This is a genomic window from Methyloceanibacter sp. (assembly GCF_058506495.1).
Genome location: NZ_JBZMXT010000029.1, coordinates 1 through 12,913, shown reverse-complemented (window position 1 = coordinate 12,913; position 12,913 = coordinate 1). Strand labels below are relative to the sequence as shown.

Annotated in this window: 13 protein-coding genes; 4 read left to right on the top strand and 9 right to left on the bottom strand. The window is 60.3% G+C overall.

Annotated features, from left to right (window positions below):
* Positions 1–35 precede the first annotated feature (35 nt).
* The 4 genes from panB to AC33YF_RS07135 all read right to left on the bottom strand — a co-directional run bounded on the left by panB (position 36) and on the right by AC33YF_RS07135 (position 3,541).
* Complete coding sequence (panB, locus tag AC33YF_RS07150) at positions 36–896, bottom strand: 3-methyl-2-oxobutanoate hydroxymethyltransferase (RefSeq protein ID WP_491776515.1); 861 nt, start codon at positions 894–896, stop codon at positions 36–38.
* Positions 897–1,010: 114 nt separating this feature from the next.
* Positions 1,011–1,583, bottom strand: coding sequence for an NnrU family protein (locus tag AC33YF_RS07145; protein WP_491776514.1), 573 nt, complete (start codon positions 1,581–1,583; stop codon positions 1,011–1,013).
* A 68-nt stretch (positions 1,584–1,651) separates the two neighbouring features.
* Positions 1,652–2,581: a hypothetical protein gene (locus AC33YF_RS07140; RefSeq protein ID WP_491776532.1), complete on the bottom strand. Its 930-nt coding sequence runs from the start codon at positions 2,579–2,581 to the stop codon at positions 1,652–1,654.
* A 225-nt stretch (positions 2,582–2,806) separates the two neighbouring features.
* A complete protein-coding gene (locus AC33YF_RS07135; protein WP_491776513.1) occupies positions 2,807–3,541 on the bottom strand; it encodes a class I SAM-dependent methyltransferase in 735 nt (244 codons plus the stop codon).
* A 78-nt stretch (positions 3,542–3,619) separates the two neighbouring features.
* On the opposite strand from AC33YF_RS07135, the gene AC33YF_RS07130 reads away from it, so the two are divergent.
* Positions 3,620–3,859 (top strand): hypothetical protein, encoded by a 240-nt coding sequence (locus AC33YF_RS07130; protein ID WP_491776512.1) that lies wholly within the window; start codon positions 3,620–3,622, stop codon positions 3,857–3,859.
* Between the two features lie 17 nt (positions 3,860–3,876).
* Here the strand turns inward: AC33YF_RS07130 and AC33YF_RS07125 are convergent, their stop codons facing one another.
* Positions 3,877–5,346 (bottom strand): hypothetical protein, encoded by a 1,470-nt coding sequence (locus tag AC33YF_RS07125; protein WP_491776511.1) that lies wholly within the window; start codon positions 5,344–5,346, stop codon positions 3,877–3,879.
* Positions 5,347–5,600: 254 nt separating this feature from the next.
* Between AC33YF_RS07125 and AC33YF_RS07120 the strand changes: the two genes are divergently transcribed.
* Positions 5,601–6,122, top strand: coding sequence for a cytochrome P460 family protein (locus AC33YF_RS07120; RefSeq protein WP_491776510.1), 522 nt, complete (start codon positions 5,601–5,603; stop codon positions 6,120–6,122).
* Positions 6,123–6,145: 23 nt separating this feature from the next.
* On the opposite strand, the gene guaA is transcribed toward AC33YF_RS07120, so the two are convergent.
* Positions 6,146–7,732 (bottom strand): glutamine-hydrolyzing GMP synthase, encoded by a 1,587-nt coding sequence (gene guaA / locus AC33YF_RS07115; protein WP_491776509.1) that lies wholly within the window; start codon positions 7,730–7,732, stop codon positions 6,146–6,148.
* Between the two features lie 167 nt (positions 7,733–7,899).
* On the opposite strand from guaA, the gene AC33YF_RS07110 reads away from it, so the two are divergent.
* Complete coding sequence (locus tag AC33YF_RS07110; protein ID WP_491776508.1) at positions 7,900–8,934, top strand: methyltransferase; 1,035 nt, start codon at positions 7,900–7,902, stop codon at positions 8,932–8,934.
* Positions 8,935–8,994: 60 nt separating this feature from the next.
* Here AC33YF_RS07110 and AC33YF_RS07105 read toward each other — a convergent pair whose 3' ends face one another.
* Positions 8,995–10,290 carry an RsmB/NOP family class I SAM-dependent RNA methyltransferase gene (locus tag AC33YF_RS07105; protein WP_491776507.1) on the bottom strand — a complete coding sequence of 432 codons (1,296 nt, stop codon included), beginning with the start codon at positions 10,288–10,290 and terminating at the stop codon, positions 8,995–8,997.
* Positions 10,290–10,718, bottom strand: coding sequence for an MAPEG family protein (locus AC33YF_RS07100; RefSeq protein ID WP_491776506.1), 429 nt, complete (start codon positions 10,716–10,718; stop codon positions 10,290–10,292). Before AC33YF_RS07100 ends, AC33YF_RS07105 begins: the two co-directional genes overlap by 1 nt.
* Before the next feature lie 243 nt (positions 10,719–10,961).
* Between AC33YF_RS07100 and AC33YF_RS07095 the strand changes: the two genes are divergently transcribed.
* Positions 10,962–11,822 (top strand): tetratricopeptide repeat protein, encoded by an 861-nt coding sequence (locus tag AC33YF_RS07095; RefSeq protein ID WP_491776505.1) that lies wholly within the window; start codon positions 10,962–10,964, stop codon positions 11,820–11,822.
* A 71-nt stretch (positions 11,823–11,893) separates the two neighbouring features.
* Here AC33YF_RS07095 and guaB read toward each other — a convergent pair.
* A partial coding sequence (gene guaB / locus AC33YF_RS07090) for an IMP dehydrogenase (protein ID WP_491776504.1) occupies positions 11,894–12,913 on the bottom strand: 1,020 nt, incomplete at its 5' end.

The following is a 12,913-nucleotide window of genomic DNA, read 5'->3' as shown; positions in this document are numbered from 1 at the left end:
GCCTGTCATCCGAACCAGCGACGAAAGCGAGAGGGCTATTCAGCCGTAATATTGAACTTTTTGAGGGCCTCAGGCACCTCTTCCAGCGTCGAATAGGTATGCTCCTTGGCAGGAAAGGCCCGCGCGCGAACGTCCCGCGCGTAGGCCTTGACTGCCCCTTCGACGGCGGTTCGGAGCTCGGCATATTCCTTGACGAACTTCGGCACACGCGGCGCAAGCCCAAGCATATCCTCGAGCACCAGAACTTGCCCGTCGCATTCGGGCGAGGCGCCAATCCCGATCGTGGGGATTGGCACATCTTGTGTAATCCGCGCAGCGAGCGCCTCAGCCACAGCTTCTATTACCATTGAGAACGCGCCGGCCTCGGCGACCGCGCGGGCGTCCTGTTCGAACCTCGTCCATTCGACACGGCGGCGTCCACGTGCTGCGAAGCCGCCTAGCTGATTCACGGCCTGGGGTGTCATGCCGATATGGCCCATCACGGGAATACCCCGCGCGGTCAGATAGGCAATCGTCTCAGCCATCTGAACACCGCCTTCGAGCTTCACCGCACCGCAGCCCGTCTCTTTAATGATGCGGGCTGCACTCCGAAACGCGACGGTAGGGCTCTCTTCATAGGAGCCAAAGGGCATATCGACGACGACCAGGGCACGTTCAGAACCACGCACGACAGCTTGGGCGTGGGTTATCATTAGATCGAGCGGCACCGGAACGGTGGTCTCCATGCCATGGATCACCATGCCGAGAGAATCGCCAACCATCAGAATGTCCACGTGCGGATCGACCAGTGCAGCCGTTTGCGCGTGATACGACGTCAGCACGACGATGGGCTCTGTGCCTTTGCGTGCGGCAATGTCCGGAGCGGTAATCCGCTTGATTGTGCTTTGATGCGACACGGGCCTTAACCTCGAGTGTTCGAAGCGTCAGCGCGTCTTATGCCAGATTTATTGGGTTTTGTGCAGTGCAAACACTGATCTTGGCCTAAAGCCCTAAAGCCTGGGCCGAAAGCCCTACATGGGCAGCACTGTCTTGCCGATTAGCAACGGGTGCAGCCAGATCAGGAACACCGCGTAGAACAAAATGCCCACAACCACGGCGATGACGTCGTTACGCGGCGTGCCGGGACCCGGCGTCTCGATCAGCTCGGTGGGCTGGCGGTGCTTTAGCGCAATCCGGTCGTAAACCGCATATGCCAAGAAGGATCCGAACAGGATGATACCTGCAAGATCGCCATTGGCGAGAAGATGCGCCAAAGCCCAGATCTTGATCGCGGCCAACATCGGATGCTTCACGGCCGCTTTGATCCGCCCAGGCGCATAGGCCGCCACCAGAAAAATGAACGCTGGCAGCATGAGGAGCAGTGACAAGTGGCGCGTCCAAATGGGAGGCGTCCAAATAGGAACGAACGGTGCTCTCGCGTAACCGTAGATGAGCAAAACGAAACCCAAAATCGACGCGACGGAGAAGAACGCCTTGTAGCCGTTCTCGCCAAGCTTCTCGATCAACGCTTCGCGTGCGTGCGTAAATGTGGGCAGCAGATGAACACCCAGAAATACAACGATGCCGATGATCAGTAGCGCCATGCCCAACCCCCCTCAGTCTCGCGGGAAACCTATCACGCGATCGCGGATGAAGCGATGCTTGGATTGTCTCAACCCGATTTGCAGATGGGCAACGGACGCGGCGCAGGGGCTGGGCGCGCCTTTCGATACTTTGCGATGATGGGTTCCAGCTTCTCCTTCGGCCAGAACTTCGGCGAGCCAATCTCGCGCAAACATCCTGCGCTCCAGTAGAGCCCCGCACTCGATAAGCTCTTGCGCGCTTTCACGGCCTCTCGAACAGCCTCAATATCGCGGGACTCGGGGTAGATATAGACCGTCGTCGGACGATCTTTGATCATGTCTACGATGACCTCGGAGTCCTCTGGAGTCCAACTCGTGCAGCCATTGCTGCGACCCGAGCTGTAGTTCAAGAGCCGCCCGTAAGGCACGTAGCCCTTCTCATTCGCGTAGGGGCTCTTAGGACGCTTGCGAAGGCACATGCTTCGCAATAATACGGCTGAGTGACCGCCAATTGCGCGCTCCCGCGCATTCGCCGTGTCGCCCTCCCCCTCGAACTGCACAAACGCGCGCACAAGCGGCACGGACTTGCCACGAGCCCGATAGTAGCCCTTAAACGACGTTCGCGTTTCAGCCGTCACATACCCACCGCCTGTGGTCAGCTTCGACCCTTCTGCATTGCTAAAATTTTTCGCACACCGCTTGCCGTTAGCGAAATTCGCTCCGGGCAACCGGCGTCCATTTCCGTAGCCAGACGATACTGCACGGAAGGACATGTCGTGCTCGCAAATGATGTAGAAGCGGCGGGCCACGCTGCCGCTCTTCGCGACGCTCGGCTTCGTGGCGTCCATGGCAAAGTAGCACGCGTTCTTTGCAGAACCGTCGAGTACTTTCTCCATGTAATACGCGCGGGCGCGCTTTAGGACGAGCTCAGCGATCTGACCGTCGCCATCGCCAACGTGGGACTGTAGCCATGGCGGGATCTCGCCAAAGTGCTCGTCGGCGAGCGCACCGGGCACCATCGGCCAGACAACCGCTGCAGCGCCTAGACCAGCAAACAGGCCGAAAATCCTCAGTCTGAGAGGGTTCAATCGCACCGGATTTAGTATTCCCCGTCGTTGCTACGCCTGTAGATTCTGCGCAAAAAAGTGCCACCAATGCGGCATCTTGCGGGCGCGAATCATTCACGCAACACAACTGATGCCGATCTTACCCCATTACTGCTCCGTGTAACCCCATACCGCAGATCAGTCGGCGCGTGCGTAGGTGTGCAATGCGGCCCCAAGCACCCCATGCTCGAGGCACGAGCGCATGTCGGCATATTTCTTTCGGACCTCATCGAAGAATTCGGCCGACCGCGCGGCGGCAAGCGCTTCTCTGTTCTCGTCCATACGCACTAGGAAACGTCCGTACCAGGCCTGGTACTCCACATCGAGATTGACGATGCGCGCGCACCTCCACCCCTGGGCTGCCGGCGCTTGGCGCATTTCCGTCATAGTGTGCACGCTGGGCGGCAGGCAATGGGCTTGAGCGAGCAGCGCGGCGTCATAGGCGATGTAGTCGAACACGGCGATCCGCGCGTCTGGGGTCGTAACCTTCGTGAATGCGTCGAAGCAGGCCTCGAGGTCACGGCAGGCGTATAGCGAGTTGAAGGCGTAGATGACTCCCACCTTCGGCAGCGCCAGATCGCCGAGCTGCGCGATGTCTCCAGGGATGAATTGCGCGTCCTGATAACGGGCGTTGGCGTAGGCCATGGCGTCCGCGTCCAGGTCGACGCCAACGACGATGGCTCCCGTTTTCTTGCCAATCGTATCCGCCGTCGCGCCCAAGCCGCAGCCTGCATCCAGCACGGTCTCATGCAGCTTGGGCTTTATATAGGACAAGACGAGATCAATGGCCTCCTCCTCCCCAGGATGGGCGAAATCGCCCCCGCGAATACTGGAAAGGAAGGACTTGTTCTCGAAGCTATTCATAGAGGTCATGCGGAGGCCCACCTGGCCGGCCTAAAGAAGGCGCCATTTCTCACTCGCTCTTCCCGCGCTAGATGTTAGCATCCGCCGATGCCAGATCTGATCAAATTTGTCGCGAAGCAATATGCGATTGGGATTGCCCTGGTGGCGATCTTTGCTGTGTCGCTCCTCGTCACCGACATGTGGGGACTGGGCACGCTTGTGTACGGAGATGCGCAGCCGTTCACGACGGCAGTGATCTTTGTCGTTTTTGGCGTGATCCTGCTGTCGCCTCTTTTCGTCGGAACGGCGATCTTCCTGGCGAGCTCTGACCCAGACGAACAGCGCTGATCCCACGCCGCAAAGATCTAGCGCGCGCCTACAACGGTCTTGCAGAGAGGTAGGTCGTTGATCGTGCGCGACTTCGAAGCCATTCGCATCTTGTTGTATTGGATGAGCGCGGGTTCGAACTTTTCCCGCGGCCAGAAATTGGGCTCACCAATCTCCTTCAGACATGAGGCATGCCAGTACAGGCCAGCTCGCGAAAGCGATCGTCCCGCACGAAGCGCTCGGCCGACAGCGACAATGTCTTTCGCCTCGGGATAGATGTACACCGTCGTCGGATTGTTGTTCGTGATTGCCAGAATTTGCGCATCCGCCTCCAAGGGCCAACTTGTGCAACCACTTGAGCGGCCGGCGCTATAGTTCACTAGCTTGCCGTAGGGAACGTAACCGCTCTTGTCGGCATGTTTGCTCGACGGCAACTTCAAGCGGCACTGCCAGCGAACAATCGCTGCGGAATGTCCGCCGATGGCACGCACGCGGGCGTTGGCCGTGTCGCCTTCGCCTGTGTACTGCACGAACGATCGCATGAGCGGCGTGTACCCATCATCGGCACTGTAATAGCCTTTGAAGGAAGTGCGGGTCTCGGCGGTTAGGTAGCCGCCGCCGGTAGTGAGATGCGAGTTGCGCGCATTGGAGAAGTTCTTTGCGCACCTGGCATTGTTGGAGACATCGGCGAGACCTTCGAAATTGCGCCCGGCGCCATGACCGGATGCAAAGGCTCGAAACGTCTCCTTATCCTCGCAAATAGCATAGAAGCGCTTTGCGCCCGCGCCCGGGCGTGTGGCGTCGAAGGCAAAGTAGCATGGGTTCTTTGTCTTCCTCGCACGCAGCTTACGCTGGTGATAATCGCGCGCGCGCTTCAGCACGGTAGCGGCAATTTGGTTCTCGCCGCTGCCTATATGCGGATTGAGCCACACAGGCACACCCGGAATAACCGGGCGGACAGGCTGCACTTGTGGCACAGGCTGCGGAGCCATTGCGGGCCTCACACCAGGCGCAGCTTGATGAGCAGGCGCAGCAATAGGCGCGTTGGGCACAGGCATAACTGGAGATGGCGGCGGCGCGGCTTGTGGCGCCGGCATGGCCGGTGGCGTAGTCATGGCCTGTGGCACAGCCCGAGGCTGAGGCACCGGCGGCGCCTGAACACCCGGCACATAGCGCGATCCCGGCAGAGTTCGTGTCTTCGGGACGATTGTCACCGCTTTCGGCGCGCTGTCCGGCTGGGCCGCAAGCCAAGGAAGCTGCGGGGCCGCAAGCCAAGGAAGCGGTTGGGCAGCCGCGGTCGAAGAGGACAACAGCGCAACCGCCGCCAACAGGCCCGCCAAAAGGCCTCGTGTGGCGCCAAAGACCTGCGCGACGGGGTGGGCGACTTGATCGTCGACTTCGGTTGTCTCTTGAGATGTCCCTCGCACGAGAAACATGCCCTCCCAACGCAGCACGCATAGCCCAGATCCGCCCTGCCCCAGAATTACGTCGAATACGGACGCAAGCACGGCGGCTCCAGAATTCTTTTTTGCATCAATTTAAGACGTTAGAGCGGCGAGGGTTAATCCCGGGTGAACTCAAGGGCGAGCCTGCTTTGGCCGGCCGACGCGCCCGCGAACCGCGTCTCGACGCCATCTCTGCACAAGATGGCGTTTGGGTTGGCCGTGATGTCCTTGAAGCCTTGGCTAAGCCAAAGGTAAACTTAAGACCGACAATAGCTGCGGATCAACCGTGGGCTTCTACAAGCTGGGAGGATTTCAACATGCGAAAGGCATTCGCCTTTGTGCTGGGTTTTGGTGTGATCGGGCTTGGCTTAACAGCTGGCGTCGCGGTTTCGGAAGAGCCGCGCGTTTCATTCCCCGCCAATTACAAGACAGAATTTGAAAACTATCTCAGTCTCGACCGCGTGCAGAACCCCGACCAGATCATCCGGCTTTTCGCAAACAACATCGCTCTAGAGGCTGCGCGCGAAGGCAAAGAGCTGCCCAACGGCTCGATCCTTGTGGGCGAAGTCTACAAAGCGAAGAAGGACGCCGAGGGCAACATCGAGACCAGCGCGCTGGGGCGGCGCATGCGCGGCAAGTTCGCGGCCGTTGCCGTCATGGAGAAAGGCGAAGGCTGGGGCGAAAAATATCCGGCCGGCCTCAAGAACGGCGATTGGGACTTCGCCATCTTCTCGCCCGACGGCAAACCGCTGAAAAAAGACCTCAACGCCTGCCGCTCCTGCCACGCTCCCATGGCATCGACGCAATACCTCTTCTCCTTAGAGCACATGGGGCAGTAGGGGGCGGATAAGACAGAGGCCTCCTACTCCCACTCAATCGTTCCGGGTGGTTTCGACGTGATGTCGTAGACCACGCGGTTGATGCCGCGCACTTCATTGATGATGCGTGTGGCGGTGCGTCCCAGGAAGTCGTGGGAAAAGTCGAAATAGTCCGCGGTCATCCCATCTGTTGAAGTCACGGCGCGCAGCGCGCAGACAAAGTCGTACGTGCGGGCATCGCCCATCACGCCCACGGTGCGCACGGGCAGCAGGACGGCGAAGGCCTGCCAGATCGTGTCGTAGAGGCCGGCGTTGCGGATCTCTTCCAGGTAGATGGCGTCGGCGGCGCGCAAGATCTCCAGCTTCTCTTGCGTGATGTCGCCTGGGATACGGATCGCAAGCCCCGGCCCCGGGAAGGGATGCCGCCCGACAAAGGACTCCGGCAAGCCAAGCTCGCGCCCCAGCTTGCGCACCTCGTCTTTGAATAACGCGCGCAACGGCTCGACGAGCTTGAGCTTCATGGTCTCAGGGAGCCCGCCCACATTGTGGTGCGACTTGATGGTGACAGAGGGTCCGCCTGTGGCCGAGACGCTCTCGATCACATCCGGATACAGCGTGCCTTGCGCCAAATAAGCCGCGTCTTCGAGCTTCTCGGACTCCTCTTCGAACACTTCGATAAACAGCCGCCCAATAATCTTGCGCTTGGCTTCGGGGTCGGAGATGCCGTCCAGCGCCCGCAAGAACCGCTCGGACGCATCCACATGCACAAGCGGGATGTTGTAGTGCCCGCGGAAGAGATCGACGACTTCTTCTGCCTCGTTCTTCCGCAACAGGCCATGGTCCACGAAGAGGCAAGTCAGCTGATCGCCGATCGCCTCATGGATGAGTAAGGCTGCGACGGAAGAATCCACCCCGCCCGACAGCCCGCAAACCACGAGGCCCGCACCCACCTGCTCGCGAATACGCGTGATTTCGGCGGCGCGGAACTGGGCCATGCTCCAATCGCCGGAGCAGCCGGCAATCTTCCTCACGAATGTCTCGATGATCGCCGCGCCCTTTGGCGTATGGACTACTTCCGGGTGGAACTGGACGCCATAGAGCTTGCGGCTATCGTCGGCGATGGCTGCGAAAGGTGCGCCCGTGGAGACCCCCACGGCGCGAAAACCGTCGGGGAGCGCGGTGACACGGTCGCCGTGGCTCATCCAGACCTGGGCGCGGTCGCCCGGCGAGAAAACACCGTCGAACAACGCCGTATCGGCCACGACCTCCAGCTCGGCCCGGCCGAATTCGCGCTCATGCCCCGCCTCGACTTGGCCGCCCAGCGCGGCGACCATGGCCTGTTCGCCATAACAGATGCCGAGCACTGGCACACCGCTGGTAAAGATCGATGCTGGAGCCTGAGGTGTGCCGCTCTCATGCACGGAAGCCGGGCCGCCCGATAGGATGACGGCCTTGGGAGACATGGCCGCCAGCGCCTCTTCCGCCTTGTCGAAGGGGACGATCTCCGAATAGACGCCCGCTTCGCGAACGCGCCGCGCGATCAGCTGGGTGACTTGGCTACCGAAATCGACGATCAGCACCCGATCTTCGGCGCCGGCTGCGTGATCCTGTCTGACGTCTTCTCGATCCATTTCCGCCTTTTCGATTGCGCCCAGCTGGCTCCTTGAGCCGCTCGTTATAGCAGGAGTCTCTTGGAGGCCAGGGTTTTTGGGTCGTGGTTCCCCACGAGTTTTCCGCTCGGAAATCTCCCGCTTTGCCCCTATCAAAGAGCAACTGGAGGAGCGTGGGAGATAGCCGTATGGACGAGACAGAGCAGCGTCAGATCGAGGAGCGGCTAAGGGAGCAGATCGCGTCCTACCACGAAGCCGCCCTGCTCTTCACGGCGATCACGGCGGGTTTGCCCGATCTCCTGAATGCCGAGCCGAGGACGCCCGAAGCGCTAGCGGAAGACCTCGGCCTCCAGGCCGAACCCCTCCGCCGCGTCCTGCGCGGGCTCGTGGCCATGAAGCTATGCCGGGAGCTGGACGACGGCCGCTTCGCGCTGACAGAGGCCGCCCTGTGCCTGACCTATGGCAACCCGTCGAATCTCAGCGAGAAGGCTTTCGTCGTTGTTGGGCAATATTGGATGCCCTGGATGTCGATGATGTACGCGTTACGGACAGGCGAGCCGTCGCTTCCCTTTGCCCTCAACAAGACGGCCGCCGATTGGCGCGGGTCCAAATCCGAGGAAGGCCGGTTTTTGTTCCGGTATGTGGCGAAGGAGGAGCTGGCAAATCCCGGCGGCATCTCCGAAGCGTTGGACGAGCTGTTGAGTGGTCTCCCCGAGGGCGGCGTGATCGCGAGCCTGGGTGGCGGCTACGGGGCCTGGCTCACCGATGTGCTGAACCGCAACCCGTCGCTGGAAGGCATCGTCTTCGACGCCCCTCCAGTACTAGACGATGCGATCCGCTTGTTCGATGTGCTGGAGCTCTCAGATCGCATCACGTTCTTGCCGGGCGACGTGGTCTCTGATGTTCCCGTCGAGGCTGACATCTATGTCTTGAAGAGTGTCCTCCAGCAGCATGGCGACGTGGGCGCCCGCGCGATCTTGGATAACTGCAGCAACGCTATGACGCCCAGCGCACGTGTCGTGATCTGGGAGCGGCTGATGCCCGAAAACGCGCTCGACGATCCAGAGGCCATCATGCTCGACCTGCATATGCTGGCCATTACCGGCGGAAAGGCACGGCGCATTTCGGAGATGGAAACCTTGATCGTTGCGGCCGGACTTGAGATTGCCGGGCACCATCGAACCAGCGACGGCATGACAGCAATCGACGTCCGCGCGCCTTGATCCGTAACTGCAGGGTCAGGCGGTAAACCATTAAAAGGAATGGATAATTTTTTAGTAATCTCACAGCTCACGTTTGAGCGTCGCCACGAAGAATCCGTCCGTACCGTGGCTGCGCGGGGTCATCAGCAACATCTCGTCGGACCCATCTGCGGAGCTGGGCGCCTCGACATCGATCGCACTGTTCCACGCTTCCCGCCACGGCCTCACCGAGAATTCGGCGTGACGCGAAAGGAAGCTGTCGATCTGCTCCCGGTTCTCCGACGGCAGCACCGAGCACGTGATGTAGGTGAGCTGCCCGCCCGGCTTGACCAACTCGGCGCCAGAGTCGAGTACCGCCGCTTGTTCGGCCGCGCGCGCGGTCAGCATCTCTTCGGTTAGACGCCACTTGGCATCCGGACGCCGACGCCAAGTCCCCGACCCCGAACAGGGAGCGTCGATCAAGACCCTGTCCATCTTGCCCTTCAGTGGGGCCAATCCGGCTTCCACGCTGCCTTCTAGCACCTGCACATTGCGTACCCCCGCACGGCGAATGCGTTCGAAGATCGGGCGCAGCCGCAGGCGGTCGGCGTCGTAGGCGTACAGCTGTCCCGTGTTCTCCATCGCGGCTGCCAAAGCCAAGGTCTTGCCGCCGGCACCGGCACACAGATCGATCACCTGGTCGCGCGTGCCTGCGCCTGCCATCGCCGCGGCAAGTTGCGAACCCTCGTCCTGGACCTCGAACCAGCCTTTGCCATGGGCGCCGTCCGCCTCCACATTTGGCGTTCGCGCGGACCCCTGACGGGGCGCGATACGCAAACCATGTTTCGCAAAGGCAGCGCGTAACGGCTCAAAGCGAGCCAATGACTTCAAGACCTTATCGCGGTTTGCTTTGAGCGTATTTACCCGCAGATCGACAGGCGCACGAACAGAGAGCGCAGCGCCTTCCGCCGCGGCATCCGCGCCAAAAACGGCCATGAGCGATGGCTCCAGCCAATCTGGGAAATCACCGCGAATCCAGGCCGGAACCTCTGGCGAGAGAACGCGCGCAAGTCCCGCCCTCTCGGCATCTGTCAGTGGTTCGGGCGCGAAGCGGCTTCCGTCACAGAGCCTGTCTACGTTGTCCACGCTGATACCCCAGGCCGACACCAGAGCGCGCAAGACTAAGGCGCGCGGGCCATCGTCTTCCATGACCGCGCCCAACGAGGCTTTCTGCCTAAGGCAATCAAAGACGAGGCTCCCGATTGCCGCACGGTCGCCCGATCCTGCAAAGCGATGGGCCAGCCCCCAGTCCTTCAGGGCAACAGAGGCGGGCCGCTTGCGAGCGTTCAAATCGTTCAATACTTCGATGGCGGCGCTCGCCCGTCCTGCCGGAGTCATCAGTTCGTCTGGAACACAAGGATACGACCGGCAACCAGGATCCAAATCAGCGCCAGTGAAATGGCGCCCAGCAGAAACATCGGCGTCCGATGCGCAAGTTTGTTGCTTGTTACGTGGATAGCTGTGTGCCCGATCCGGGAAAGGGTGAACATCCACATGAGCACATAGACGGTCGTGTCGAGAGTCTTCGTCATGAAGCCAAGCAAGACAACGACATAGAACAGTGTCGGCATCTCCATCGCGTTGTGGAATGCATTGCTCACCTGCTGCACATAGGGAGGCCACTCTGCCTGACGCGACGCCGCCATTTCCGGGTGCACATCCCCTTTTCGGATGGCCCGAAGCCTCAGGATAATCATCCAGAACAGCAGCGCGAAGGTCAGCGCGACCTGCACGAACATAGGCAGCAGTATGGCTGCGAGTGACATGGGATCTCCTTCGGAGTGCGCCCCGCTTCGTGGCAGACGCATATCGGCTCTGCATTTTTATACTCTGCCGCTACCGCAGTTGTAGAGGCGCTCTTCGGCTTGAGGCAGGATTACGCTCCCCTGCCACCTATCCCTATCTAAGTGGCGCTAACATGAAGGGATGTTCAATTGACGAGACTGTTCCTGCCCTTTTACACCTACGTTAAACAACAGAGTTCAATGCGTTTTTTAAGGAGGATTTCCATGCGCATGCGCGCTCTCCCCAAGATTTTTGGCAAGTTTTTTGCCGGATCCGTCCTCACTGCGGGGCTGCTGGCCGTAGCATTGCTGGCCGCCCCCGCCGCCGCCAAGGACGAACTGCCGTCGGGCCCCTGCTTCGACGGCAAGAGCACGATCAAAGAAGCACTCGATGCCTGCCAGAAAATCATCGATGCAGGCGGCGACGATAAGAAGCTGCTCATCCGCGCCCACAGCGTCCGCGCCATGGGCCTGTCGGCGACTGGCAGTCTCGAGGCTGCCATGGCGGAAATCAATGCGGCGGTCTCCATCGATCCCAAACGCGCCAACAGCTATTTGATGCGCGCGGCCGCCTTCGACGCGATGAAGAAGTACGACAAGGCGATTGCGGATCTCGACCAAGCCATCGAACTGAAAGATGACGACGCAGATTATTACCTGCTGCGTGGCCTCGTATACGGCCGCAAGAATCAGTTCGACCCGGCCCTTGCTGACTTAAACAAGAAGGTCGAACTCGATCCGAAGGCCATCAATGGCTACTCAGCGCGTGGCGAAATCTACCGCAAGCGCAAGGAGTATGAGAATTCGATCGCCGACTACACCAAAGTGATCGAACTCGATCCGCAAAAGCCGAGAGGCTATATCGACCGCGGCTGGGTGTACGTTCTGGACGATCAGCTCGATAAGGCCGGTTCCGACTTCGACACAGCGCTAGAAATTCAGGGCAACAATGCGTTGGCGCTGGTTGGCCGAGGTGTCGTGAAGAGCAGAACCGGTCAGCCGACTGACGGCAGCGCCGATCTAAGAACAGCTGAAAAGCTGGAGCCCGGGATCTTCGACCAGGTTCGTGCACTCGGCATCAAGTAGCTGTCACAACGGCTGCATCGGCGGAGTCGTTCGCCTCACGGCCGCTCTGCCCACGAACAATAAAGCCCGTATCAGTTCTCGCGCGGGTAATTCGGCGACTCCCGCGTAATCGTCACGTCATGGACGTGGCTTTCGCGGAAGCTCGCCGTGGAGATGCGGATGAACTGGGTGCGGGCTTGGAAATCCGCGATCGTGCGAGAGCCCGTGTAGCCCATTGAGGCGCGTAGACCGCCAATGAGCTGGTGTAGGACGCTACCGGCGGGACCTTTGTAGGGTACCTGCCCTTCGATCCCCTCAGGCACGAGCTTCAACGTGTCTTTGATTTCCTGCTGGAAATAACGGTCCGCCGAACCGCGCGCCATGGCGCTGATCGAACCCATGCCGCGATACGCTTTGTAAGACCGGCCCTGGTAGAGAAAGACTTCGCCGGGACTTTCGTCGGTTCCCGCAAGCAGCGATCCAAGCATCACGCAATCGGCGCCAGCGGCAAGCGCCTTGGCGAGATCGCCCGAATAGCGAATGCCACCGTCGGAAATGACCGGCACGTCCGCCTTCTTCGCAACTTCGACCGACTCAAGCAATGCACTGAACTGTGGAACGCCCACGCCCGCGACGATACGCGTGGTGCAGATCGATCCCGGACCGATGCCAACCTTGATCGCATCGGCGCCTGCATCGATCAGCGCTTTGGTGCCTTCGGCTGTGGCCACATTCCCGGCCACGACCTGCACGGCGTTTGATCTGCGTTTGATGCGTCCCACCTGATCCAAAACCAGCTGCGAGTGGCCATGCGCCGTATCCACGACGATGAGGTCAACACCAGCATCGATGAGGTGTTCGGCCCGTTCGAAGCCGTTGTCTCCCACGCTCGTCGCCGCAGCGACGCGCAGACGCCCCTGATCGTCCTTGCAGGCGTCGGGATGCGCGCGAGCCTTCTCGATGTCTTTAACCGTGATAAGCCCGACGCAGCGGTAGTCGTCGTCGACCACAAGCAGTTTCTCGATACGGTGATGATGGAGAAGCCGCTTCGCTTCATCCATATCGACATTGTCTTTCACCGTGACGAGTTCTTTGGTCATCAACTCGGAGAC